General features: G+C 62.3%; 27 protein-coding genes, 2 tRNA genes and 1 pseudogene. 14 read left to right on the forward strand and 16 right to left on the reverse strand.

Annotation, left to right across the window (positions count from 1 at the left end):
* Positions 1–53 precede the first annotated feature (53 nt).
* Positions 54–752, forward strand: coding sequence for a DUF2270 domain-containing protein (locus AC0L18_RS12095; RefSeq protein WP_473492392.1), 699 nt, complete (start codon positions 54–56; stop codon positions 750–752).
* A gap of 358 nt (positions 753–1,110) precedes the next feature.
* Positions 1,111–1,380 (forward strand): DUF680 domain-containing protein, encoded by a 270-nt coding sequence (locus tag AC0L18_RS12100; RefSeq protein ID WP_473492394.1) that lies wholly within the window; start codon positions 1,111–1,113, stop codon positions 1,378–1,380.
* 79 nt (positions 1,381–1,459) lie between these two features.
* On the opposite strand, the gene AC0L18_RS12105 is transcribed toward AC0L18_RS12100, so the two are convergent.
* Genes AC0L18_RS12105 through purM form a run of 4 tightly spaced genes read right to left on the reverse strand, consistent with a single transcriptional unit; the run spans position 1,460 to position 3,932 of the window.
* Complete coding sequence (locus AC0L18_RS12105; RefSeq protein ID WP_473492395.1) at positions 1,460–1,975, reverse strand: SixA phosphatase family protein; 516 nt, start codon at positions 1,973–1,975, stop codon at positions 1,460–1,462.
* Positions 1,972–2,100 (reverse strand): hypothetical protein, encoded by a 129-nt coding sequence (locus tag AC0L18_RS12110; protein WP_473492396.1) that lies wholly within the window; start codon positions 2,098–2,100, stop codon positions 1,972–1,974. The genes AC0L18_RS12105 and AC0L18_RS12110 overlap by 4 nt, the downstream gene beginning before the upstream one ends.
* 60 nt (positions 2,101–2,160) lie before the next feature.
* The gene (gene purN, locus AC0L18_RS12115; protein ID WP_473492397.1) at positions 2,161–2,871 is read right to left on the reverse strand and encodes a phosphoribosylglycinamide formyltransferase; all 711 of its coding nucleotides are present in this window, start codon (positions 2,869–2,871) and stop codon (positions 2,161–2,163) included.
* A complete protein-coding gene (gene purM, locus AC0L18_RS12120) occupies positions 2,868–3,932 on the reverse strand; it encodes a phosphoribosylformylglycinamidine cyclo-ligase (protein WP_473492398.1) in 1,065 nt (354 codons plus the stop codon). The genes purN and purM overlap by 4 nt, the downstream gene beginning before the upstream one ends.
* Positions 3,933–4,190: 258 nt before the next feature.
* Here purM and AC0L18_RS12125 point away from each other — a divergent pair, with 258 nt between their 5' ends.
* The 3 genes from AC0L18_RS12125 to hdaA are packed head-to-tail and all read left to right on the forward strand — an operon-like array spanning position 4,191 to position 6,629.
* Positions 4,191–4,748, forward strand: a complete 558-nt coding sequence (locus AC0L18_RS12125; RefSeq protein WP_473492460.1) for a CDP-alcohol phosphatidyltransferase family protein — start codon at positions 4,191–4,193, stop codon at positions 4,746–4,748.
* On the forward strand, positions 4,720–5,919 hold the full coding sequence (locus tag AC0L18_RS12130) for an AI-2E family transporter (protein WP_473492399.1): 1,200 nt from the start codon (positions 4,720–4,722) through the stop codon (positions 5,917–5,919). The genes AC0L18_RS12125 and AC0L18_RS12130 overlap by 29 nt, the downstream gene beginning before the upstream one ends.
* 5 nt (positions 5,920–5,924) lie before the next feature.
* Positions 5,925–6,629, forward strand: a complete 705-nt coding sequence (gene hdaA / locus AC0L18_RS12135) for a DnaA regulatory inactivator HdaA (RefSeq protein ID WP_473492401.1) — start codon at positions 5,925–5,927, stop codon at positions 6,627–6,629.
* 379 nt (positions 6,630–7,008) lie between these two features.
* Here the strand turns inward: hdaA and AC0L18_RS12140 are convergent, their stop codons facing one another.
* A complete protein-coding gene (locus AC0L18_RS12140; RefSeq protein ID WP_473492402.1) occupies positions 7,009–8,010 on the reverse strand; it encodes a GlxA family transcriptional regulator in 1,002 nt (333 codons plus the stop codon).
* A gap of 122 nt (positions 8,011–8,132) precedes the next feature.
* Here AC0L18_RS12140 and AC0L18_RS12145 point away from each other — a divergent pair, with 122 nt between their 5' ends.
* Positions 8,133–8,960: an alpha/beta fold hydrolase gene (locus tag AC0L18_RS12145; RefSeq protein WP_473492404.1), complete on the forward strand. Its 828-nt coding sequence runs from the start codon at positions 8,133–8,135 to the stop codon at positions 8,958–8,960.
* 131 nt (positions 8,961–9,091) lie between these two features.
* On the opposite strand, the gene AC0L18_RS12150 is transcribed toward AC0L18_RS12145, so the two are convergent.
* Positions 9,092–9,168, reverse strand: a tRNA-Pro gene (locus tag AC0L18_RS12150).
* A 396-nt stretch (positions 9,169–9,564) separates the two neighbouring features.
* Between AC0L18_RS12150 and AC0L18_RS12155 the strand changes: the two genes are divergently transcribed.
* Together AC0L18_RS12155 and AC0L18_RS12160 are read left to right on the forward strand one after the other, a co-directional pair.
* Positions 9,565–9,870: an ETC complex I subunit gene (locus tag AC0L18_RS12155; protein ID WP_473492405.1), complete on the forward strand. Its 306-nt coding sequence runs from the start codon at positions 9,565–9,567 to the stop codon at positions 9,868–9,870.
* A gap of 60 nt (positions 9,871–9,930) precedes the next feature.
* A tRNA-Arg gene (locus tag AC0L18_RS12160) sits at positions 9,931–10,007 on the forward strand.
* 93 nt (positions 10,008–10,100) lie between these two features.
* Here the strand turns inward: AC0L18_RS12160 and AC0L18_RS12165 are convergent.
* Positions 10,101–10,523 (reverse strand): YidB family protein, encoded by a 423-nt coding sequence (locus AC0L18_RS12165; protein WP_128185518.1) that lies wholly within the window; start codon positions 10,521–10,523, stop codon positions 10,101–10,103.
* 549 nt (positions 10,524–11,072) lie between these two features.
* Between AC0L18_RS12165 and AC0L18_RS12170 the strand changes: the two genes are divergently transcribed.
* Positions 11,073–11,372: a DUF1236 domain-containing protein gene (locus AC0L18_RS12170; protein WP_023800634.1), complete on the forward strand. Its 300-nt coding sequence runs from the start codon at positions 11,073–11,075 to the stop codon at positions 11,370–11,372.
* A gap of 68 nt (positions 11,373–11,440) precedes the next feature.
* Entirely contained in the window at positions 11,441–11,641 is a 201-nt protein-coding gene (locus tag AC0L18_RS12175) for a hypothetical protein (protein WP_023800633.1), read from the forward strand.
* A gap of 316 nt (positions 11,642–11,957) precedes the next feature.
* Here the strand turns inward: AC0L18_RS12175 and AC0L18_RS12180 are convergent, their stop codons facing one another.
* A complete protein-coding gene (locus tag AC0L18_RS12180) occupies positions 11,958–13,250 on the reverse strand; it encodes an Nramp family divalent metal transporter (RefSeq protein ID WP_473492406.1) in 1,293 nt (430 codons plus the stop codon).
* A gap of 341 nt (positions 13,251–13,591) precedes the next feature.
* Positions 13,592–13,680, reverse strand: a pseudogene (locus AC0L18_RS12185) (transposase); the annotation flags it as partial.
* Between the two features lie 25 nt (positions 13,681–13,705).
* Here AC0L18_RS12185 and AC0L18_RS12190 point away from each other — a divergent pair.
* The gene (locus AC0L18_RS12190; protein ID WP_473492407.1) at positions 13,706–14,932 is read left to right on the forward strand and encodes an anion transporter; all 1,227 of its coding nucleotides are present in this window, start codon (positions 13,706–13,708) and stop codon (positions 14,930–14,932) included.
* 38 nt (positions 14,933–14,970) lie between these two features.
* Here the strand turns inward: AC0L18_RS12190 and AC0L18_RS12195 are convergent, their stop codons facing one another.
* The 7 genes from AC0L18_RS12195 to AC0L18_RS12225 all read right to left on the reverse strand — a co-directional run bounded on the left by AC0L18_RS12195 (position 14,971) and on the right by AC0L18_RS12225 (position 20,488).
* Positions 14,971–15,360 carry a YkvA family protein gene (locus AC0L18_RS12195; protein ID WP_287174243.1) on the reverse strand — a complete coding sequence of 130 codons (390 nt, stop codon included), beginning with the start codon at positions 15,358–15,360 and terminating at the stop codon, positions 14,971–14,973.
* 101 nt (positions 15,361–15,461) lie between these two features.
* On the reverse strand, positions 15,462–15,959 hold the full coding sequence (locus AC0L18_RS12200) for a MarR family winged helix-turn-helix transcriptional regulator (protein ID WP_473492408.1): 498 nt from the start codon (positions 15,957–15,959) through the stop codon (positions 15,462–15,464).
* Between the two features lie 277 nt (positions 15,960–16,236).
* Complete coding sequence (locus AC0L18_RS12205) at positions 16,237–16,566, reverse strand: cupredoxin domain-containing protein (RefSeq protein ID WP_473492409.1); 330 nt, start codon at positions 16,564–16,566, stop codon at positions 16,237–16,239.
* Positions 16,563–17,087 carry a DUF4142 domain-containing protein gene (locus AC0L18_RS12210; protein WP_473492410.1) on the reverse strand — a complete coding sequence of 175 codons (525 nt, stop codon included), beginning with the start codon at positions 17,085–17,087 and terminating at the stop codon, positions 16,563–16,565. The genes AC0L18_RS12205 and AC0L18_RS12210 overlap by 4 nt, the downstream gene beginning before the upstream one ends.
* A gap of 98 nt (positions 17,088–17,185) precedes the next feature.
* Positions 17,186–17,866, reverse strand: coding sequence for an RNA polymerase sigma factor (locus tag AC0L18_RS12215; protein ID WP_473492411.1), 681 nt, complete (start codon positions 17,864–17,866; stop codon positions 17,186–17,188).
* A 102-nt stretch (positions 17,867–17,968) separates the two neighbouring features.
* Positions 17,969–19,057: an HPP family protein gene (locus AC0L18_RS12220; protein WP_473492412.1), complete on the reverse strand. Its 1,089-nt coding sequence runs from the start codon at positions 19,055–19,057 to the stop codon at positions 17,969–17,971.
* Between the two features lie 264 nt (positions 19,058–19,321).
* Positions 19,322–20,488, reverse strand: a complete 1,167-nt coding sequence (locus tag AC0L18_RS12225; protein ID WP_473492413.1) for a cystathionine beta-lyase — start codon at positions 20,486–20,488, stop codon at positions 19,322–19,324.
* 428 nt (positions 20,489–20,916) lie between these two features.
* Here AC0L18_RS12225 and AC0L18_RS12230 point away from each other — a divergent pair, with 428 nt between their 5' ends.
* The 3 genes from AC0L18_RS12230 (at position 20,917) to AC0L18_RS12240 (ending at position 24,358) form a co-directional block, all read left to right on the forward strand.
* The gene (locus AC0L18_RS12230) at positions 20,917–21,945 is read left to right on the forward strand and encodes an amino acid ABC transporter substrate-binding protein (RefSeq protein WP_128169208.1); all 1,029 of its coding nucleotides are present in this window, start codon (positions 20,917–20,919) and stop codon (positions 21,943–21,945) included.
* 63 nt (positions 21,946–22,008) lie between these two features.
* Positions 22,009–23,196: an amino acid ABC transporter permease gene (locus AC0L18_RS12235; RefSeq protein WP_473492414.1), complete on the forward strand. Its 1,188-nt coding sequence runs from the start codon at positions 22,009–22,011 to the stop codon at positions 23,194–23,196.
* A 4-nt stretch (positions 23,197–23,200) separates the two neighbouring features.
* Positions 23,201–24,358 (forward strand): amino acid ABC transporter permease, encoded by a 1,158-nt coding sequence (locus AC0L18_RS12240; RefSeq protein WP_027155356.1) that lies wholly within the window; start codon positions 23,201–23,203, stop codon positions 24,356–24,358.
* The last annotated feature ends 8 nt before the right edge of the window (positions 24,359–24,366 follow it).

Genomic DNA, 24,366 nt, shown 5'->3' on the forward strand with positions numbered 1-24,366 from the left:
GTCGGAACGATAAGCCCAACCAACCGTTTTTGCGTGGCGGTGGAGACATGGTGATGGCAGAAGCGTTGGCAGCGCCGGCCCCCGTTGGAAGGACGCTTTCGCCCGGCGAACTCGTGACCACGATGGCGCATTTTCATCGCGCCGAGATTCTGCGCATGACGGGGTGGCGCGACCGCCTGGACCGGACGAGCAATTGGGCGATAACGGTCGTCGCGGCAATGTTGTCCATCTCGCTTTCGACGGCCAGCGCGCATCACGGCGTACTGCTTTTTGCCATGCTGCTTGTCCTGTTGCTGCTGTGGATAGAAGCGCGGCGATATCGCTTCTTCGACGTTTACCGGGCCCGAGTGCGCCAGTTCGAACGGCACTATTTCGCGCAGATATTCTCGCCGCAGCCGGACTTCGCGTCCGATTGGCTGTTGGTCGTCGGCGAAAGTCTGCGCACTCCAAAATTCCTCATTTCGCAACGAGCGGCGTTGGCGCGCCGTCTGCGTCGAAACTACATCCACATGCTGCTGATCCTGCTGTTGGCCTGGATCCTGAAACTGTCGACCCCCAGTCTTCTAACCGAAGGTGTCCGCATCGACTTCGTCAGTTCGGTGCGCGAGGCGGTTGCCGGCGCTGCTCTGGGGCCCATTCCCGGCCTGGTCATCGTCGTGCTGGTCGCCGCCCTCTATGCCGGCCTGCTGGTCACGGCGTTCCTGACCGCCAGCGACGACGGCGAGCTCTCCTTTGGCGACGTGCACGTCTAGGGCGGCAGCGCAAAACCGGTAGATCCGCGATTTCATTTGTGCAGGAAATCGAACCGATCGGTTCGTTTTTTGTTGACGCATTGTGCAAGACCAAGTGAACGTCGGCTCAGCAAATGGCCAGGCCACGCGGCAGAAATATTCGCCTAACGCATTGAGAAGAAGGTCAAAGATTGTGCGAAGGAAGCCTTTTGACGGATTTCAAGCAGCCGGTTCAGGGCGTAGCCGGAACATCTTTGTGATTGGAAACTGCTGCAGGGCCAACCCACCTCGGGGTGGTCCGAGCGACGCGAAATCCTCCCAAGGCACGCCACCAGACGGACAACAACACTGAAAGTATGAAAGTACTGGAGTACCTGAAATGACCAAGATTGCTCTCACCGCTGCGGCCATCCTCATTGCCACAGGCAGCGCCTTTGCCGGCAGCGACCACTATGGTTCGGACGGCGCCAACCAGCCGGCCGCGCCTGTTGGCAATGCGGCTGTTGGAAATATCGACAGCACGTTCACGGGTTCGATTCGCAAGCCGTTTACGGCGGAGCACAATACCGTCAATACCAACGCGACGACCCAGCCCGGCACGACTGAACCGGTCGTGCCTCAGTCCGGCCGGGGCAACTGGGGCCGCTAAACCCTCAAGCTGCGGAACGCAAAGAGCGGCGGGCTTGGCCCGCCGTTCTTGCTTTTGCATATCAAGTCACAGCCCTCGTTTAGCGCAGATCCTTCGGCCAAACGCAGTGTGTCAGCCGCGCATCGCCGAGGGCCAGCCGTGCCCAGTCACCGTCGAAAAGGAAGCGGACAAGAGCCGCTGTCGGGAATTTTTCTCCAAGCTTATTGAGTGCCGCGGCATCCGACCCGGCGCCGGCAAGTCGGCGCGCGAATTCCTCCAGGCCGGGATTATGGCCGAGCACCAAGAGATCGCTCGTTGCCGCATTTGCCTGCCGTACCTTGGCGAGAACGTCTGCCGCACTGGCCTCGTAGAGCGCCTGGACGAATTTGGCCGGCGTTTTCGCGGGTAGTTCCGCCGAAACCAGCCGCCATGTGTCGCGACTGCGCAACGCCGGCGATACCAGCGCCAGATCGGGCAGCCAGCCCTGGCTGGCCAGTTCGCGACCGACCAGCGGGGCGGCCTTCAGCCCGCGCCCGGAAAGCGGCCGGTCGAAGTCGATGAGGTCAGGATCGTCCCAGCTCGACTTGGCGTGACGCAGAAGAAGGAGTTGCTTCATGAGTTCAATTTAAGACCAAGGAATGTCGGGCTGAAAGTCTTTCCCATATCCGCCGCCATGTTTTGTGCCCATGGCGGTATCAAGGTCGCCCAAAGCGCCACGCTGACCTTTTCGACTGTCGCCATCAACCTGTCTCCTTGCCAACATGGTAGCAACATTTGCTACCATGTTGGCAAGGATGGTTCTCAGGGAGTGATGCGCGCCAGATGCTCGAGGTCGGTCTCCTCGCGCAGCGGATCGGGCGCCATGATCACGGAGGTGCTGTTGTCGGCATCGTCGGCGAAGTGGGCAAGCACGGTGCGGCCGCCTTCCATCCGCGCCTTGCCTTCGGCGACCAGCCCGAGCGCCAGCGGATAAAGCCGGTGCTCTGCCTTCAGCACGCGCGCGGCGAGCATGTCCTCATTGTCGCCGACCATCACCGGCACGGCGGCCTGAGCGATGATCGGGCCGTCATCCATGTCGAGCGTGACGAAATGCACCGTGCAGCCATGGATGCGCATGCCCGCGCGCAAGGCGCGCGCATGCGTATCCAGCCCCTTGAAGGCGGGCAGCAGGGCAGGGTGGATATTGATCATCCGGGCCAGCCATTTCTCGACGAAGCGCGCGCCGAGAATGCGCATATAACCGGCCAGCGCCACGATCTCGGCGCCGAACGAGACAAGTGCGGCGTCGATCGCCCCGTCATGCGCTTCCTTGCTGCTATAGTCGGCCCGCGAAATCACCTTGGTGGCGATGCCGCGCGCCGCCGCGATGCCGAGACCGGCGGCATTGGCCCGGTCGGAAATTACGCCGACGATCTCAGCCGGATAACCCGGATAGGTGGCCGCGGCGATCAGCGCCGTCATGTTGGAGCCGCGTCCCGAAATCAGCACCACGGTGCGTTTGCGCATGCTCATAGGCCGATCGCGCCCCGATAGATCACCCCGGCGTCGCGACGCGGCACGATGCGGCCGATTGGCGTCACCGTCTCGCCGGCCTCCTGCAGCACGGCCGCAACCTGTGCCGCCTGGCCGGAGGCGACGGCGAGGATCATGCCGACGCCGCAGTTGAAGGTGCGCATCATCTCGTCGGGCGCCACGCCGCCGGTCTTGGCCAGCCATGAGAACACCGCCGGCACTTCGATGGCGTCGAGGTCGAGCTCGGCCGAAAAATCCTTCGGCAGGACGCGCGGGATGTTTTCCGGGAAACCGCCGCCGGTGATATGGGCCAGCGCCTTGATGCCATGCGTGTTACGGATCGCCTTGAGGATCGACTTGACGTAGATGCGGGTCGGCTCGAGCAGCGCCTCGGCCAGCGTGGCTTCATCGTTGAAGGGCGCTGGATCGGTCCACGCAAGGCCGCTGGTGGCGACGATGCGGCGGACCAGCGAAAAGCCATTTGAATGCACGCCCGACGAGGCCAGCCCCAACAGCACGTCGCCCTCGACGATATCGTCGGTCGGCAGCAACTGGCCGCGTTCGGCCGCGCCCACGGCAAAGCCGGCGAGGTCGTAGTCCTTGCCGTGATACATGCCGGGCATTTCCGCCGTCTCGCCGCCGATCAGCGCGCATCCGGCCTGCCGGCAGCCCTCGGCGATGCCGCCGACGATCGCCGCACCGTGGTAGGGGTCGAGCTTGCCAGTGGCGAAATAGTCGAGGAAGAACAATGGCTCGGCGCCCTGCACGACGATGTCGTTGACGCACATGGCGACGAGGTCGATGCCGATCGTGTCGTGCTTGCCGGCATCGATGGCGATCTTCAGCTTGGTGCCGACGCCGTCATTGGCGGCGACCAGCACCGGGTCGGTGAAGCCGGCGGCCTTGAGGTCGAACAGGCCGCCGAAGCCGCCGATCTCGCCATCGGCGCCCGGCCGGCGCGTCGCGCGCACCAGCGGCTTGATCTTCTCGACCATGAGGTTGCCGGCATCGATGTCGACACCCGCCTCGGCATAGGTGAGCCCGTTCTTGCGCTTGCTCATCACTCTTTCCTGCTTTCCGGGGCTCTTCGCATGAACGGCTGCGCCTCGCAAGGATAACGGCTGGCTCAGGCATTTTCGGCATCACAAAATCGTGGACAGAGGCCTCAGGCAAATCTCCAACATTGGCGATGGCGAAGGCCTTGAAGATAGCCAATCTCTTCCCACGAGCGGAGATTGGCAGCATCTGCGTCGCTCTGACTTGCCGTAGCCTCTCATCTCTATCATGTATCATCAAAACAGAAGCGACGGGACATGCGTTTGACCATCCCCAACATGATCACGATCATGCGTTTCGTGCTGGTGCCGGGCGTGGTGCTGGCCATGCTGCAGGGGCGCTGGGACTGGGCTTTCGCCGGCTTCCTGATCGCCGGCATTTCCGACGGCGTCGACGGCTTCATCGCCCGCCATTTCAACCAGTTTTCGCAGCTTGGCGCCTATCTCGATCCGATGGCCGACAAATTGCTGCTGGTCTCGGTGTTCGTGGTGCTGGGCTTCATCGGTGAATTGCCGCTGTGGCTGGTCGTCACCATGGTGTCGCGCGATGCGCTGATCGTCTGCGCCGTCGTTTTGTCCACCGTCATGGCCCACCCGGTCGAGATGAAGCCGCTGTTCGTGTCGAAGGCCAACACCGCCGTCCAGATCGGGCTGGCGGCGGTGGTGCTGGGCGAACTGGCCCTCGCCGTCGATCTCGATCCGCTCAGGCCGGTGCTCATATTGCTGTCCGGGGTCTTGACCGTGGCTTCGGCCGCGGCCTATCTCGTGGCTTGGCTGAGGCATATGAGCGGCTATGGCGAAGGCTCCAAACCGGATACCTGACCAGAACATCGACGCGGCAGCCGAAGCTGCCGCTGCCGATGCGGCCGCGTCCGGCGTGTTTCGGCGCCAAATCCGCTTCTGGCTGATCAGCGCCATCATCCTCGCGGTCTTCCTCTATGTCTTCAGCGGCATCTTGCTGCCGTTCGTCGCCGGCATGGTGCTCGCCTACTTTCTCGACCCGGTCGCGGACCGGCTGCAGCGGCTCGGCCTGTCCAGGCTGATGGCGACGATTGTCATCCTGTTTGCCTTCATCGTCGTTCTGGTGCTGGCCTTCGTCATCCTCATTCCGGTGCTGGCTTCGCAGATGGCCGATTTTGCCAGCAAGCTGCCGGAATACCTGACCCGGCTGCAGAGCCTGATCACCAGCTTCGATCCGAGATGGCTGGAAGAGCAATTCGGCGTCGACGCCAATGGCCTGCGCGAAGGGTTGAACTCGCTGCTGACCTCCGGCTTCGGCCTGCTGACCACGGTGTTCACCTCGATCTGGAGTTCCGGCGTGGCGCTGGTCTCGGTGGTCAGCCTGTTCGTCGTCACGCCCGTCGTCGCCTTCTACATGCTGCTCGACTGGGATCGCATGGTGACGATTGTCGACAGCTGGGTGCCGCGCGATTATGTCCAGACCGTCAGGGCGATCGCCAACGACATTAACACCGCCACCGCCGGCTTTGTGCGCGGTCAGGGCACGCTGTGCCTGGTACTGGGTGCCATGTACGCCACCGGGCTGACGCTGACCGGTCTGAATTTCGCCATCCTCATCGGCCTGTTCGCCGGTCTGATCTCCTTCATCCCCTATGTCGGCTCGCTGACCGGGCTGGTGCTGGCCGTCGGCGTCGCCTTCGTCCAGTTCTGGCCGGACTGGACCATGGTCGCGGCGGTGGCCGGCGTGTTCTTCGTCGGCCAGTTCATCGAGGGCAACATCCTGCAGCCGAGGCTGGTGGGAAAAAGCGTCGGCCTGCATCCGGTGTGGCTGATGTTTTCGCTGTTTGCCTTCGGCGCGCTGTTCGGCTTCGTCGGCTTGCTGATCGCCGTGCCTGCCTCGGCTGCCGTTGCCGTCCTGGTGCGCTTTGCCATCGCCCGCTATCTCGAGTCGCCGCTCTACAAGGGCCACAGCACCGAACCTGTGCCGCCGCTGCCGGCGCGTCGTCGCGGGAGCGGTGGGCCGCGCAGTTGAGCCAGATGCCGGACAACAGGATCGACCCGCCGCGCCAGTTGCCGCTCGATCTCGGCCACGGCACCGGTTATTCGCGCGACGAACTCGTCGTCTCAGGCACCAACAGCCAGGCGGTGGCGCTGGTCGATCGCTGGCCGGACTGGCCGTCGCCGGTGGTCGTGCTCGCCGGCCCCGCAGGCTGTGGAAAAACCCATCTGGCGTCGATCTGGCGCGCCCGCGCCGGCGCGGTGAAGGTCGACGCCGGTCGGATCGGCGACTGCATGGCGAGCCTCGGCGCGCGGCCGGCCCTGATCGACGATGTCGATGCCGGTCCGGTCGATGAAGAGGGGCTGTTCCATCTGATCAACGCGGTGCGCGCGGCCGGCTCGACCTTGCTCTTGACCGCGCGGCGCTTTCCGTCCGCCTGGGGTGTCATGCTCCCCGACCTCGCATCGCGGCTGAAGGCGGCGGCGATGGTCGAGATCCACGAGCCCGACGATCTCTTGCTGGCCGGTGTCATCACCAAACTATTCGCCGACCGCCAGGTCGAGGTCGAGCCGCATGTCGTGCAATATCTGGTGCGCCGCATCGAGCGCTCGCTGGCCACCGCGATGCGCGTGGTCGAGCGGCTCGACCGCACGGCACTGGAACGCAAGACGCCGATCACGAGGGCGCTCGCCGCCGAAACCGTCAGCGCCATGGATGAGGGGCAGGGCGAGTTCGAGATTTAGGCGGTGGGAGAACTTCCCTTCTCCTCTGTTGTGGGAGAAAGTGGCCGAGCGAAGCTCGGTCGGATGAGGGTGTTCCAGCTTGGCGAACACTCTCGTCCAAATCGGGCGCACTGCGACAGGATCGCCAGCGCCTCATTTCTTCCAACACCCCTCATCCGGCTCGGCGCGGCGCGCCGATCCACCTGCTACTACAAGGGGAGAAGGAAAAAGCTCGGCTGGTGTCCCATTTCGGGAAAGGTTGACTGGCATCTCTCTTGCACCTGCAAGCTTGCCGGCTAACCCCGGTCCTGATGCGTATCAAATCAGGTTGTAGGCTCGCCGGGAGATGAGGCGGTTGGGGTTCTCTTCCCGGCGAGCTTGCCTTCAACGAGGTGATAACTCAGCTCCCTACGCCCACCACCGCCGCTCGTTCCGCGGCAAAGCGCCTGCGGTAATCGCCCGGCGCCAGGCCGGTTATCCTGGCGAAAACCTTGCGGAAGGAGCCGGGATCGTCATAGCCGACATCCCAGGCGATCTGGTCGATGGATCGGGTCGTCGCTCGCAGCATCTCACGCGCCTTGCCGACGCGCAGGTGCTGGCAATACTCGGTCGGCTTGAGGCCGGTGGCGTTGCGAAAGCGGCGCAAAAAAGTCCGCTCCTCCAAGGCCGCATGCTCCGTCATGGTGGCAAGCGTTACATCGCGCGCGCCTCTCGCCTGGAGCCAGTGCTGCACCTTGAGGATGGCCTCGTCGCCATGGTTCAGCCTGGGAGCAAAAGGGCTGTAGAAGCGTTGCTCGCGTCCCGGCGGGTCGACCAGCATGAAACGGGCGGTGTCCATCATGACGGTCGGCCCAAGCACCCGGTCGACGAGTTTCAGGCCGAGGTCGGTCCAGGCCATATAGCCTCCGGCGGTGATGATGTCGCCGTCGTCGATGACCAGCTTGTCGGCATCCAGTGCGATGTCGGGAAAGCGTATCGCCAGCGCGTCGCGATAGGCCCAGTGCGTGGTCGCCGCACGACCCGACAGCAGGCCGGTCTCGGCAAGCACGAAGGCGCCGGCGCAGACCGAGCCGAGCGTCGCGCCCGCAGCGTGGCGGGCCCTGAGCCAGTCGGCATAGGGCGCAGCCGTCTCGCGAGCGATCGGATCACCCAGGGTCGGAGGCAAGATGACCATGGCAGGTCCATTGTCGGGGCCGGGCTCGCTGTCGAAGCTGCGGATGACGGTTTGGCTCGCCTCCTGCCATTGCCAATGGCTGACGCGAAGCCTCAACGCGTCCGGCGACCGGTCGGCAGCCAGCCGGTTGGCCAGTTGGAAGAGATCGGTGAGGCCCAGCACTGCCGCTTGCTGAACGCCGGGATACGCAACAAGCCCGATTTCGACCCGATCACGCCCCGCACCCATCTGTCAGTTTTGCCACGTTCAATGTCTGTTTTGCCAATTCTCACCATGACTCCGTTGCAATAGCTTGTCCACAGAAGGAACGAACCTTCCTCCAACCAATTCGGCTAACAAGGAGCACGACGATGAGCACATGCACCACTAGGGACGGCACCGAGATTTTCTACAAGGATTGGGGCACAGGCCAGCCAATCGTGTTCCATCACGGCTGGCCTCTGAGCGCCGACGACTGGGACAACCAGATGCTGTTCTTCCTCGACAAGGGCTATCGCGTCATCGCGCATGACCGGCGCGGGCACGGCCGCTCGACACAGACCGCGACCGGCAACGAGATGGACACCTATGCCGCCGACGTTGCGGCTCTGGTCGCGCATCTTGATCTCAAGAACGCCGTCCATATCGGCCATTCGACCGGCGGCGGCGAGGTGGCGCGTTACGTGGCCCGCTACGGTGGCGAAGGACGCGTCGCCAAGGCGGTGCTGATCGGCGCGGTGCCGCCGATCATGCTCAAGACCGACAGCAACCCCGGCGGCCTGCCGATCGAGGTCTTCGACGGCTTCCGTGCCGCTTTGGTCGCCAACCGCGCCCAGTTCTACAGGGATGTGCCGGCCGGCCCGTTCTATGGCTTCAATCGCCAGGGCGCCAAGGTTTCGCAAGGGGCCGTCGACAATTGGTGGCGCCAGGGCATGATGGGCGGAGCCAAGGCCCACTACGACTGCATCGAGGCTTTTTCCGAGACCGACTTCACGGAAGACCTGACGAAGATCGACGTGCCCGTCCTGATCATGCACGGCGATGATGACCAGATCGTGCCGATTGCCGACTCAGCCCTGCTTGCCGCCGAGTTGGTGAGGCACGGCACGCTCAAGGTCTACAAGGGCCTGCCGCACGGCATGTGCACCACCCACCCGGAGATCATCAATCCGGATCTCCTGGCGTTCATCCAGGGCTGACGCTTCGCAAGCTTCAGGCGGGCACGCTCGGAAATTCGGTTGCCCGTCGGTCGCTTGGGTGTTTCGTCAGTCGCAGATGCTGTCCGGCGCAACTGCGCCGGCAGCACGGCCGATGATTTCCGGTGAATGGATGGTCGGAGTGGAGAGATTCGAACTCCCGACCCTCTGGTCCCAAACCAGATGCGCTACCAGGCTGCGCTACACTCCGAGTCCTTGGCGGCGTATAGGGTTCCGGGCTTGGCTGCGCAACCCCTAAAAGACGAAAACGGAACAAACGCAGGCTCGGGTCGAGAGCGGAGTGGGAAATGCCGGCCCGCGCAACGGTTTCGCGGCAGCGCCACCTCAGGCACCCAGGTTGCTGTCCAGCGGCACGCTGCCGTTTACCCGGATAACACGCTGCCGTTAACCCGGCTAAAACGTCCCCGCCGGGAAGAAAACGCCCGCTGCGATCTCTCGTCCTATCCACGGCCGTCACCTCGCGCGATCATCGTCGGTGGCCCGGCGTGAAGCGGGTTCGGCAGGCTCGGCCTTGCCGCCGGCAGCATTGCGCAGTAATGACGGGAATACAGCGGCGGTGCCGCTTGCACGTAGTAACGAGGTGTTCATGTCCGCGCGCATTTTCAGCCCAGCCAAAACCGCGATGCAGTCCGGCAAGGCCAAGACCGGCCACTGGGTGCTGGAATTCGATCCCGAGATGCGCAAGAAAATCGATCCGCTGATGGGCTATACCACGTCGGCTGACATGCGGAGCCAGATCAGGCTCACCTTCTACACAAGGGAAGAGGCGGTGGCCTATGCGGAGAAAGAGGGGCTGGCCTACCGCGTCGAGGAGCCGAAGGAATCAAAGCGCCGCCAGATTTCCTATGCGGAAAATTTCCGCTATGACCGCAGGACGCCCTGGACGCATTGACCGGCAAATGCCGGGCAGCCGTCCCAGCGCATAAATTTGCCGGCCTTGGCGTCGGCCAGCGGTCCCGTAGCTCAGCTGGATAGAGCACCGGCCTTCTAAGCCGATGGTCACAGGTTCGAATCCTGTCGGGATCGCCAGCATTTTCGTTGTCCATTCCGGACTCATTGGATCGACGCTGATCGGCCCGCGTCCTCGCCAGGAGGCGCGGGCTTTCATTTTTCAGCCTGGTGCTAAGTGCGACTGGCTCCAGGTGCCTCGTCGAGGAGATTTGGCCCTTTGCTCACAGGCATCTGGCCGTCGGGAGTAAGCTTGTCCACCGCGTCGGGCAGTTCACTTGTGAGCCGGTCGAGAAGTTCCTCGCGGGACAAACCGGTTTGCTCCGCCAGATCGCTCAACGTTTGCGGGTCGATCGCTTTCTCGACTTGGTCGCGCGGAACGGGGCGATTCGATCCTGTACCAACCCAGGAATCGACTTGATCGCCCGCACCCGCATTCCTGAGACGCTCCAGGATGTCCCCGAGCCCGCCGGTGGAGCCAGCGTTTTTGGCATCTGTCGAGTTCCTGCCGGCGATTAACTCGCCGATCTTATCCTTATTCTTGTAGGCAAGCAGGCCAAGCAGGGCTATGGCGACTTTTCCTATGTCAAGGCTCATTTCGCACCTCCTTCCATGGAGAACGGACAAGGCATGCGGCTTTGAAAGGTTCCACGGTTATTTGCTGCTGGGCTGGTTTTCAGTTCGGTTAAGGGCGATGGGGCTTCCCGGACAGGCCTCGCGCGGGCGGACTTGGTCAGCAGGATTGCGGACCACCCGCCAAATCGGGAAATGGCGGGTGGTCGCTTATCAGCGCAGGAGGGACTTAGCTGCGCGGATCTCAAATCGGGTGCCTCTAGCTACCAATGATTCCTATCGCCAGGAACGTGATCGATACGGCGAAGACTGCAGCGAGTAACCAGCGGGCTTGGTGGACGCCATTTTCCATTGGCTCCTTGCGTGAGCTCACAGCTAGCAACTGCTACGAGCAGCCGCAGTTCCGGGTAGCGCGGTGTCCGGGCTACTACGCAAAAACAGGTGAGACTTAGGTCCCGTCTCGAATCAGACCGAAGCCCAACCAAGGAACGTTTGCGGCTGCCTGAGGTTTGGTGAGCCTGGCGCGAAGACGATGCCGTTCAGCGCAAGAGAGCTCACATCAAGGAGGCACTTATGAGTATGCGTCTTTCCACTGCAGCCGCTGGGTTTCTGTTGCTGGCCGGTATCGGCGCCGCTGCCGCTCAGGACGTAGTCATCGAGCCTGAACAGGAGACCGTCATCAGGGAATATGTCAAAAAGCAGCCGCTGGCATCGGTGAAAATCCCTGGAGTGGAGCTCAATATCGGTTCAACCTTGCCCGAAACCGTCGAACTTCATGAAGTCCCCGACACAAAATACCGTTACGTGGTGGTCGACAACCGGACCGTTGTGGTTGACCCGGGCACGCGCAAGATCATCAAAGTCATCGAATGAGCTAAGCGACTGGACCCGCCGTGCCGAAAGGTGCGGCGGGAAGTCGAGCGACGAGGAATGTGATCACCATGTCGAACCGTGAGATTGGAGCGTCGCAGGCGCTGCGAATACGCGTGGCTGACCTCGCTGAAAGGATGCGCGGCGCCCGGATTACCGAAAACGAACTGAAGACCTTTCGAAAGGTCGCAGCAGTCCTGGAGGACGGCAAGGGTAGAATCGATGCCGACGATTTGATTGCCGCATCCTTCGTCGTCGATCCGCCGGACTGACAAGAAGTGCTGCAATGTCCCTGTCTCCCAGCCTATTCTCTGTTGGCCTGACTTTCCAATGCCCGCAGTGCAACTTCACCGTCATCAAGAACGGCAGCTGGTTTCAGGTCGTTTCCCATTACAAGTGCGAGGGATGCGGACGCGAGATCCGGATTACCTATCCCGACAAGATTGCGATCTTCCACAAGCACGCGCACTTGGCCCTGCCGCCGGGAGCGCGGTAGCTGCGGCAGATGTGCAGACCAACTCCTTCATTGCCAACTCCTTCATTGAAAGTGAGCTCGAATTGCCGGGCATGAGCGCGAGTCATGGTGACCTAGATAAACCAGGTCGCCACCAGCCCCAAAGAGGCGGAAAAGATTGCGATCGTAGTAGCCCACCCCAGGGCGTTGGTTGTCCGGCTGTTGACCTTGTCTCCCATGATCCGCGGGTTGTTCGTCATCAGCATGATGAGAAGAAGCAGTGGCGGCGTGGAAAAGCCCTGCACGATACCGGACCAGACGAGCGCCTTCATTGGGTTGAAACCCAGGAAATTCAGGCCAACAGCAATCAGCGTGAAGGCGCCGATCGCGATATAGAACTTTGGCGCCTCACGCGGCTTGGCATGAAGGCTGTGCTCCCACCCGACCGCCTGCGCCAGATCGTATGCGGCACCTGTCGTCATGACCGGAACGGCAAGGAACCCGACCCCGATCACGCCGGCAGCGAACAGTACGCCGGCGGCTGCACCAGCGAGCGGCTTGAGAGCTTCGGCTGCTTGAGCGGCGGTCTCGACGTCGTGCTCACCGGCTTCATAGAGCGTAGACCCTGTCGACAGGATGATGAAGTACATGATGAGGTTGGAAAAAATCATGCCGATCAGGATATCGCGGCGGGAGCGGCGCAGTTCACCGTCGGTGGCGCCCTTGCGCTTCCTCAGCGTCGTTCTCCCCTCGGCAATCTCTTCCTCCACCTCCTCATTCGACTGCCAGGTGTAAAGATAGGCTGAAAGGGTGGTGCCGATGATGGCCACCAGAATGGACAGGAACTCGCGGCTGAACTGGATCTTCGGAACAAGGGTTCCCCACAGCACGGCTGCCGCATCCGGCTTCGCCATGATGGCCGAGCCGACATAGGCAAGCAGGGCCAGCGCGAGCCAGTGGAAGATGTTGCGTATGAGCGTGTAAGAGCCCCAAAGCTGGAGAGCAAAGATCGCGGCCGCGACTACAATCACAATGAGGGGGATCGGAACAGGAAGGAAGATGTTGATGGATGCAGCCATGCCGCCGAGATCGGCGGCTGCTTCGATCGTGTTGCCGATCAGCACGCCCACCAGGACAGCCCAGAGCAGCCATCGGGGATAGAAGTCCTTGATCGCATGAAAGAGGCCGCGGCCCGAAACCTGTCCAAGCTTCGACGAGAGATACACGACCGTGTACATCATCGGCAGCGTTACAGGAGCGGTCCAAAGCAGGTCCGGGCCAAAGCGCGCGCCGGCACTTGCATAGGTGCCGATCGCCGAGCAATCGTCGTCGGCGGCGCCGGTGATAAGGCCGAGTCCAAGTGCTCGCCCTATGCCGTCCTTCTTGTCTTCCCGTGGTGAAGTGGCGTTACGATCGCGCTGCGTCATTGCGGCCACGCCGCGCAAAGAGCGTCACGCGCAAGCACGAGAAAAACGTCGCGAGCAATTATCCTATAAATGTACTGCAGCACGGGAGTGGGTCTCATACCGGCAAACCTCTACCGCCGTTCCAACTCCGCAATCGGCTGCTTGTTCCCCGCGTCAGCCGAGTGTTCAGGGCATGATAGAGCCCACGATTTCGATGAGCTTGGGCCTCTTCCAAACCTTTCATCTTTTGACGGAACCCTACCCAACGTTTTACGAGATATTCTGCCGGTGTGATTGTCTGTTGGCCGATGTGCGCCAATGGTTCGACGCCGTGCGCGTCACATCAATCTTTGATGTTGCCAAAAGGCTCGCTCGATCGGATTGAGTTCGGGTGAGTATGGCGGCAGGAATCACAGCTTGCGCCGGCTGCCCTTAGGGCCTGGGACAGGGCGGATCTGAACGGGGCTTTTCCACGAATGACTTTGATGGGCGCGGCGGCACTGCTGATCCTGATCCTGACCTATGCCGGCGTCGCCGTCGGCAGGTTCCCCGGCTTGCGCCTCGACCGGGCAGGCATCGCGCTGCTCGGCGGTGCGGCGATGATCGCCATCGGCGCACTCAGCCTGGAGGACGCATACCGCGCCATCAGTTTCGACACGATCACGCTGTTGCTCGGCATGATGATCGTCGTGGCGCATCTGAAAGTCTCGGGCGCCTTCCGTGCGCTCGGCGCCATTGCCATCGAGCATGCGCATGCGCCGTTCATGCTGCTTGTGATGGTGACGCTGCTGACCGGGGTGCTGTCGGCGTTCCTGGTCAACGACGCGATCTGCCTGGTCATGGCGCCGATCGTCGTCCACGTCACCCGCGTCATCAACCGAAACCCTGTCCCCTATCTGATCGCCACCGCTACGGCGTCGAATTGCGCCAGTGTCGCCACCATCACCGGCAACCCACAGAATATGGTCATCGGCGCGCTGTCGGGGATTTCCTATCCGGCCTTTTCGGCGGCCCTGGCGCCGGTCGCGCTGTTCGGCCTCGTCGCCGTCGTCGTCATCGTGCGCATCGTCTATCGCGCCGAGTTCGCGCGCAAGGCCGAAGTCAGCCCCGAAGTCTATCGCGGCCGCATGTTGCCGGGCCAGGTACTCAAGGCGGTGGTGGTCTGCATCGGACTGGCGATCGCCTTCTTTGCCGGCGTTCCGGTCGCCAAGGCGGCGCTCATCGGCGGGGCCATTCTTCTCGTGACCCGTGCCATAAAGCCGGCGCGCATCTACCGCGAGATCGACGGGCCGTTGCTGTTCATGTTCGCCGGCCTGTTCATCGTCGTCGCCGGCGCCGAGAAGACGCTGCTCACGCCCGACATCATAGCCTCGGCAAAAGGCCTCGGGCTGGACGACGTCTGGCGGCTGTCCGGCTTCACCGCGGTGCTGTCCAACATCATGAGCAATGTTCCGGCCGTGCTGGCGCTGCGGCCGTTCATACCCGGCCTGGAAGACCCCGAGCGAGCCTGGCTGGTCGTCGCCATGAGCTCGACGCTGGCCGGCAATTTCACGCTGCTCGGTTCAGTCGCCAATCTGATCGTCGCCGAGTACGCGCGGGTCTCCGGCACACCACTGTCGTTCGCCGCCTTCTTCAAGGTCGGCCTACCGCTGACGCTGGTCACGCTGCTTGCCGGGACGGCATGGCTGGCACTTGGGTTTTAGCAGCAGGCAAGGCTGCTCCAGGTGCAGGCCTGGTCGGACTATTTGGCGTGCGTGGGCCAGAACGCCCAGATCAGCAAAGCTGCCAGAGCCAGCCAGAGCGCCACGACAATGAACATCCCCATCCTGCTTTGCGGCTGTTTTTCGAGCGCGGCAGCCCGCGCCCTAAATTCGGCCATCAGCGACGGCGGAACAAGCCTTATGGCCAGGACTACGCCGAGCGGAACGATGATCAGATCGTCGATATAGCCGAGCACCGGAATGAAGTCGGGGATGAGGTCGATGGGGGAAAGCGCATAGGCGGCCACGATCCCGGCAACGAACTTCGCAAACCAGGGCACCCGACGATCGCGTGCAGCGAACCACAGGGCGACGACATCGAGCTTGATATCGCGCGCCCGGCGCTTTGCGGCTTCCAGCCAGGCTTTCATAGCGTTATTTTAGCACAGATTGTCGTCCGCCTGCATCCGAGCGGTTGCTGGTCGCGCAAAATCAGACCGTCCATAGCGCGTCCCAAAGGGCGCGCGGCGCTTTAACACTCCGACGATTCGGTGCTGCTCGGCGGCTTCGCGCCCGAAACATAGGCGTCGAGAAAGTCCTGCGAGGCGACATCGTCGGCGAGGCTCCTCAGCTTTTCGGCCGCGGCCGCCCCCAGAATCGCCTCTACGCGCCGGTTGGCCTCGACCCACACGACATATGCCTGCTGGTATCGCGCCTTGCCGAGCGGCGTCAGCACAGCATGCTTGGTTCGCCGGTCGTGGATATCGTGGCGGACCTCGACTAGACCGTCGCGCACAAGCGGCCGCAGGGCATGCGTCAGCGCTGAGATCTGGATCGCTAGGCGGCCGGCGAGGACCTGCAGCGTCGGCCCGTCATCGCCGTAAGCGGCCGCGAGCCGATCGATCTGGCCGAGCAGAAGGGTTTGCGTTGACGTCAGCCCGGTTGGGACCAACGCCACGTCATACAACTGGCCAAGCCGCCGCGCCGCACGGCGCAGCGACGAATTGATGCAGACGAAATCGTTCGGCATGCCGGGCGCTTCCGCGTCTGGCTCGCCCCGACCTTTTAGCGATGTGAACGATTCGACTGTTTTTTTCATCCTTACAAAATAGTTGAGGGCTGAAGCATTGCAAAGGGGCGCAGATTTGGCTAGTTGGTTGAGCGCTCAACATTTGAGCCCTCAACGTTCAGGAGATAACCCATGTCGTTCACCGCGACGCAGACCGGCGAGCCGGCGCCTCGCTACCAGGCGGCCTGACGCCGCCCGACCGCCCTGCGCGCGCGCAGGGCGGTCTCCGCTGGCATGGCTAGGGCGACTTCACCGTCAGACGGCCTTTCATATTGGGGTGGAAGCGGCAGAAATAGTCGAACGCTTCCGCCTTCTGAAGGATCATGCTCGCCGATGTCTTCGGCGGGATCGTCACCTCCCAGCCGCCTTTGACGGTCGCCGTGTGGGCGAACACGTCCTTGTTGACCCACACGGTCGTGTCGCCGACCTTCGCCTCAATGCTTGCGGGCGAAAATACAAGCTTCTCGATCGTCACCCCAATCGTTTCGGCTCTGGCTGGTGCGGCAGCAATAGTCAACGCCATTGCAATCCACAGATGCCGTTTCGACACCGTCGGTGCTGTTCTCATTTCAGCATGCCGGCGACATGTTCGGCATGCTGTTCATGGCCCTGGAATAGCTTCAGGCCGGTCTCCAGCAGGCTCTTCAGTTCGGCATTCTCGGCCGAGGGGATCAGCAGGGTTTCGAGCGCGCCGTTGACCTGCTTGTGATAGGCGACCTCGTTGTCGAGATAGGCCTTGTCGAACGCAGCGCCGTCGAGCTTGGCGAGCTTCGCCCGTTCCTCGTCCGCCGCCTTGGTCAGCGCCTTGCTGGTGGCGTTGTCCTCTGGGGTCACGTTGAGCTTCTTGACCAGGTCAAGCGCTTGTTTGTTTACGGCTTCATGGTCTCGCACCATGTCTTTGGCGAAATCGAGAATCTCCTTGTTCTTCGATTTCTTCAGCGCTTGCACGGCCGCCTCAACGTCAAGCACGCCGGCTGTGTAGGCGATGTGGGCGATCTGCGGGTCGCTCGGCTTGTCGGAGGCTTGCGCCAACGTCGCTGCGCTGAGCAGGAAAAGCGCTGCCAGTGCGGTGGTCGATCGAATAAACATGACGTTCTCCTTCGCCGGACGCAGTTGGCTCCGGGCATTTTCAGTTGACGACGTTTGGATGCCGGAAGGGGGCAAACGTTCCCGGGAATTCGGGAAAATCAGCTGGTAAAGCCAAGCCGCTGCATCACCGCGGCGGTCAGCCGTTCACACCGGCGGCCGGCGAAGGGGAAGGCATCGAGCAGCACCGGGCCGATCTGATCGGCCAGCGCCTTGCGGACTAGGGCGCGGGCTCGGTGCAGCCGGGTCTTGACGGTTTCGGGCCGCACATCGAGTAATTCGGCGGTCTCGTCTATGCTGAGACCCTCGATCACCCGCGCCACGAATACTGTCCGGTAGACATCGGGAAGTCGATCGGTCGCCCGTTCGACAAGCTCGAGGATCTGCCGTTGCGCCATCATCCGCTCCGGATCGTCGCTGGGATTGAGGGGGAACTCGATGATTTCGGCTTGGAGATTTTGCGGCATCGCTACCGTTCGCCGCCTTTTGCGCAAACGCCCAAGCGCCTCGTTGATGACGATGCGTGACAGCCATGTGGCGAGAGAGGATTCGCCGCGAAAATCCCCGAGCTGGGCAAAGGCCCTGACATAGGCCTCCTGCACGATGTCTTCAGCCTCGCTGTCGTTGCGGACGACGCTGCGGGCGATACGATAGAGTCGCTGGTTGTGCATTTTGATAATCGTGTGGAAGGCTCCGCCCTCGCGCGCCAGCGCACGGCCGACAAGCTGCATCTCGCCAGATGCGGCGGGCATGACGGTTGCAGATATGGCCGGTTTCCTCATCGCGAGCCAATCTCATGACCGGAAGCAAATCCTCCGATCGAAACATTGGACGGGCTAACAGCGAAAAGGTTCCCGAACATTTTTCCCGGCGGCCGGCACCGCTTACGCTGCCGCTTCCGCCAACGCCTTGTCGCCAGCTTGCGCGCGTGCCGTTGCGGCCAGCAGATCGGTCTGCGTGATGAGGCCGAGGATGTGCTGGTTGTCGTCTACGATGACGACGGCGTGGCTGCGGCCGTCGGTAAGCACCGGCAGGAGGCCCATGGCCGGCGCACTCGCCGAGGCAGTCGCCACGGCCTTTGTCACGCTTTTCACCGCTTGCGCCGCCCGCGCCAGTTCGCGCAGTCCGACGGCGCCGATAAGCTTGGCCTCCGCGTCGACGACCGGCAGCATCCGGATATTGTGATCGAGCAGCAGATGACGCGCCTCGTCGGCATCAGCATGCTCGTCCACGGCAATCACGTCGCGCGACATGATATCCCCGCACAGCAAGGTCCGGTGCGTGCGCACCATCGCCTGTAACTCCACCTGCCGCAGTAGCCGTTCGAGATCGTTGCGGTCGATGTCGAACGTCTCCTCCAAAGCGCCGAGCGCAGCATCGATGTCCTCGGGCCGGAAGCCGATACGCTCCTGCGCCGGTGGATCGATGGTGCCGTGGCTGTTCTTTGACGCAGCGGTGGTACCATGCGGGTAGGTCCGTCGCGTCAGCTTGTGAAAACCGTATCCGAGCGCCACCAGCACGATCGAGTTCAATGCCACCGGCACGAACGGAAACAGGAAGCCGGCGTCGATGACGGCCGGGCCGCCGAACACCGCCGTCAGAGCCGCCGCGCCGCCTGGTGGATGTAGGCAGCGTGTGAACGACATCGCGGCGATGGCCAACGATACCGCAATGCCCACCACAAGGACGGGCTCATGTATGAAACGCGCCACAATCACGCCGACGAGCGCCGATATGGTGTTGCCGCCGATGATCGACCAGGGTTGCGCCAACGGGCTCGCCGGCACTGCGAACAAAAGCACGGCCGAGGCACCCATCGGCGCCACGAGCAGCGGCACATGCGGGCCGCTGCCGAGCACGAGGCCACTGATCGCGCCGGTCAGCGCAATGCCGATCGTCGCACCGAAACAGGCGATCATGCGCTCGCGCAGTGTCGCGCCGGCCAGTATGGGAGAAAAAAGACGAAAGACCATGGGTGCTCTGGGGTTTATCCCACTCTGGGGTTGATCCCCGAGGAGTGTTGAACTTTGAAACGCCTTGCAATGACGCCAGACTGCTGAATTCGAAAGCCAAACCAATCCGAGAAATAGCGGATTTGGGAAATATTGTTGCGCTACGCGGGTAGATCAGGCGAGGTCCGGCCGCCAGCCGGAGCAGCTACACAGCGTGATCCGGCTAGTCTTTTCAAGAGGTTGAGCGCGTTTTCTGAATCGGTTTTGGAAGCTCGCTACCGTAGCTCAACCCGCCGCCGCAGTGAGGCCGCGCGCCAGATCGGCCTTCAAATCCTCGACATCCTCGAGCCCGATCTGCAGGCGGATGAGCGGGCCGTCATAAGGCCCCTTGGCGACGACGCGGTCGCCGAGGAAGACCGGCACCGCAAGGCTCTCATAGCCGCCCCAGGAATAGCCGAGGCCGAATATCCTGAGCGCGTCGAGGAAGGCATGCTGCTGTTTCTGGCCGCCGCCCTTGAGCACGATCGAAAAAATGCCGCTCGAGCCGCAGAAGTCGCGCTTCCAGAGATCGTGGTCGGGATGGCTGGCAAGCGCTGGATGCAGCACCCGCGCCACGCCCGGCTGGCCCTCCAGCCAGCCGGCGATCGCCAGAGCGCTACGCTGATGGTGGTCGAGGCGCACACCCATGGTGCGCAGGCCGCGCAGCACCTGATAGACATCGTCCGGCCCGGCGCAGCAGCCCATCGTGTAAAATGTCTCGCAAAGCTGTTTCCAGCAGGCCTTGTTGGCCGACGCCGTGCCGAGCAGCACGTCGGAATGGCCGGCCGGATATTTCGTCGCCGCATGGATCGAGATGTCGACGCCGTGGTCCAGCGGGCGGAAGTAGAGCGGCGTCGCCCAGGTGTTGTCCATCATGACGATCGCACCTGCGGCGTGTGCCGCGCTGGCGATGGCCGGTATGTCCTGCACCTCGAAAGTATTGGAGGCCGGCGATTCGGTGAACACGACCTTGGTGTTGGATTTGATCAACGCCGCTATACCGGCGCCGACAGGCGGATCGTAATATTCGACCTCGACGCCTAGCCGTTTCAGCATCGTGTCGGCGAAATTGCGGGTTGGGTGATAGACGGAATCGACAATCAGGACATGGTCGCCCGCCGACAGGAAGGCGAGCAGCGGCACTGTCACCGCCGCCAGGCCGGAGGGCACCACAATCGTGCCGGCCGAGCCTTCCAGTCCGTCGATGGCGCTGGCAAGCGCGTCGGTGGTCGGCGTGCCGCGCGTGCCGTAGGTGTATTTCTGGCTGCGTGCCGCCATCGTCGCCGCGTTGGGGAAGAGCACGGTCGAGGCATGTACGACCGGCGGGTTGATGAAGCCGAAATAGTCATGCGGATTGTTGCCCGAGTGGGCAAGCCGCGTGTTGATGCCCATTTCATTGCCGTCTTTTGCCATTGCGCTTCGCCTCTGATGAAGCGCCAGCCATAGTGCGGCGGCATTGGCCGCGCAACCGTTCGTCAACCGCCAGCCGGCGGACTGGTTGTGCCAATCGCTCCGATGGCATTCACGCGCGGGCGCTGTCTCGCCGAAGACGGATTTCAGAAGCCAGCTCCGATTCGCGTTGGCCGGACCTCGCAGTTGCTGGCTAATTTTCGGGCGCGTTTGTCTGCAATTCAGGCATTAGCGGCAAATGGTTTGAAACTCTTTGGGTTTCGGTCATTTTCCTTGACCTCACTGTGATAATCGCCTTCGATGTAGTTCGTGAATGGGAGGCAGCGCGTCGGTTGCGATGCGGGTTCCGGTAATGGGCCGGAACGGGAAGCTGCGTTCACACCGAAAAAAGTCAGGTTCGCCTGAAAAAAACAGAAAAGGGTCTGTGGGTTATGAAACACATTGCAATCGGCATTCTGGGCGCCGCCGCGCTTGGATTGGTGGCTTCGGCCGCGTCGGCGGCCACGCTCGACGACGTCAAGGCCAAGGGCTTCATCCAATGCGGCGTGTCGACCGGTCTGGCCGGCTTCTCGGCGCCGGACGACAAGGGCGACTGGCAAGGCATCGATGCGGACTTCTGCCGCGCTGTCGCGGCCGCCGTGTTCGGCGATGGCACCAAGGTCAAGTTCACGCCGCTCAGTGCCAAGGAACGCTTCACCGCACTGCAGTCAGGCGAGATCGACGTTCTGTCGCGCAACACCACCTGGACCATCAACCGCGATACGGCGCTTGGTCTGAACTTCGTCGGTGTCACCTATTATGACGGACAGGGCTTCATGATCAACGCCAAGAAGCTGCCGGGGGTGAATTCCGCGCTGCAGCTTTCGGGCGCGGCGGTCTGCGTGCAGAGCGGCACCACGACCGAACTCAACCTCGCCGACTACTTCAAGACGAACAAGATGGAGTACAGCCCCGTCGTCTTCGAACAGCTGTCAGAGGTCGACGCGGCCTATGACGCCGGCCGTTGCGATGTCTACACCACCGACCAATCAGGTCTCTACGGCATCCGGCTGACGCTGGGCGCGCCCGCCGACCACGTCGTGCTGCCTGAGATCATCTCCAAGGAACCGCTCGGACCGGCCGTGCGCCAGGGCGACGACCAGTGGTACCACATCGTCAAGTGGACCTATTTTGCGCTGCTGCAGGCAGAGGAACTCGGCATCACCAAGGCCAATGTCGAGGAAATGAAGGCCTCGGAAAATCCCGAGATCAAGCGCGTGCTCGGCCAGGAGGCCGATACCAAGATCGGCACCGATCTCGGCGTCTCCAACGACTGGGTCGTCAATATCGTCAAGGCCGTCGGCAATTACGGCGAAATGTTCGAACGCAATGTCGGGTCGGGCAGCCCGCTGAAGATCGCGCGCGGCATCAACGCGCTGTGGACCAAGGGCGGTCTGCAATACTCTCCGCCGATCCGCTGATCGAAATGTGATCCGGGAGGCAGATCGTCTGCCTCCCGGTTTCTCTTTCCAGGGGATGGTCGAATGGCATCGCAGGAAATTCTTCGCGAGGAGCCAAGCCGCGGCTCCTTCATCAATGATCCAAAGGTCCGCGGCATAGTCTTCCAGGCGGTGGTAGTCATCGTGCTGGTTGCGTTGGTCTGGTGGATCGTCCAAAACACCATAGACAATCTGACGCGCCTGCGCATTGCGTCAGGCTTCGGCTTCCTCCGGGGCCGCGCCGGCTTCGACATCAGTGACAGCGCCATCGCCTATTCGTCGGATTCGACCTATGGCCGCGCCATTCTGGTCGGCTTCGTCAACACGCTCATCGTTGCCGCCGCCGGCATCGTCACCGCCACCATCATCGGCTTTATCCTTGGCGTCGGCCGGCTTTCGCACAACTGGCTGATCCGCAAGATCTGCATGGTCTATGTCGAGGTCTTTCGCAACATCCCGCCGCTGCTGGTCATCTTCTTCTGGTATTCCGGCGTGCTTTCGGTGCTGCCGCCGCCGCGTGAAAGCATCAATTTGCCGTTCAGCTCCTTTCTCAACCAACGCGGCTTTTATTTTCCACGCGCCGTGTGGGGCGAAGGCTCCTGGCTGATCCTGGTTGCTTTGCTTCTCGGCATCGCCATGGCGTGGTTCGTCGCCCGCAAGGCGCGTCAGCGGCAGATGGCGACCGGCCAGCAATTCCCTGTGTTCTGGACATCGGCGGCTTTGATCATCGGCTTGCCGTTGCTGGCCTACGCGCTCAGCGGCTTCCCGCTGAGCTTCGATTATCCAAAGCAATCGACCTTCAACCTGACTGGCGGCTTTCAGGTCAAGCCGGAGTTCCTGTCGCTCTACCTGGCGCTGTCCTTCTATACGGCGGCCTTCATCGCCGAAATCGTGCGGGCCGGCATCATGGGCGTCAATAAGGGTCAGACAGAGGCAGCCGGTGCGCTCGGGCTGCGGCCGGGATCGATCCTGCGGCTTGTCGTCATTCCGCAAGCCATGCGGATCGTCATTCCGCCGCTGACCAGCCAATATCTGAACCTGACCAAGAACTCGTCCCTGGCCATCGCCATCGGCTACCCGGATCTGACGGCGACGACCGGCACGGTGCTGAACCAGACCGGCCAGGCTATCGAGTGCGTGCTGATCATGATGGTGGTCTATCTCGCACTCAGCCTGTTGACGTCGGCGGTCATGAACGTGGTCAACGCCAGAATGGCGCTGGTGGAGAGGTAGAGACATGCAGGAGCACGATCTTTCCTTCGTCCGCGTCGAAATGGCGCTGGCACAGTCGGCGCCTGCAAGCGAGCGCGGCCTGGGCGCCTGGATACGTAAGAACCTGATTGCGTCGACCGGTGACACGATCCTGACCATCATCGGCATCGTGCTGGTCGCGATGATCCTGCCGCAACTGATCAGCTGGGCCTTCATCAACGCCCAATGGACCGGCGCGGACCGTACCTTTTGCGCCACGGCGGCACAGGGCGGCGTCCAGCCGGACGGCTGGTCCGGCGCCTGTTGGGCCTTCGTCAACGCCAAGTTCGGCCAGTTCATGTTCGGCCGCTATCCGATCGATGAGCGCTGGCGGCCGATCCTGGTCGCCATCCTGTTCGTGGCGCTTCTGGTGCCGCTGCTCATCCCGAAGGTGCCGCGCAAGGGGCTGAACGCCATCTTGTTCTTCGGGGCGCTGCCGATCTTTGCCTTCATCCTGCTGGTTGGTGGCGTGTTCGGCCTGCCGCATGTCGAAACCCCGCTATGGGGAGGGCTGCTGGTGACGCTCACCCTGTCCTTCGTCGGTATTGCCGTGTCGCTGCCGCTCGGCATCGTGCTGGCGCTCGGCCGGCGCTCGAAGATGCCGATCGTCAAGATGCTGTGCGTCATCTTTATCGAGACGGTGCGCGGCATCCCGCTGATCACCGTGCTGTTCATGGCCAGCGTCATGCTGCCGCTGTTCCTGCCGGCCGGCGTCAGCTTCGACAAGTTCCTGCGCGCGCTAATCGGTGTTTCGCTCTTTGCCGCTGCCTATATGGCCGAAGTGGTGCGCGGCGGCCTGCAGGCGATCCCCAAGGGCCAGTATGAGGGTGCGGATTCGCTCGGCCTCGGTTACTGGCAGAAAATGGGCCTGATCGTGCTGCCGCAGGCGCTGAAGCTGGTCATTCCCGGCATCGTCAATACCTTCATTGGCATGTTCAAGGATACCAGCCTGGTCTCGATCATCTCGATGTTCGACCTGCTCGGCGTCGTCAAACAGAATTTTAACGACCCCAACTGGGCAACGCCGCAAACGGCCAGGTCCGGCCTGGTGTTTGCTGCCTTTGTCTTCTGGCTGTTCTGTTTCGGCATGTCGCGCTATTCGATGTTCACGGAACGCCGGCTCGACACCGGCCACAAGCGCTAAGAACAAAA

The organism is Mesorhizobium sp. WSM4819, assembly GCF_055811215.1.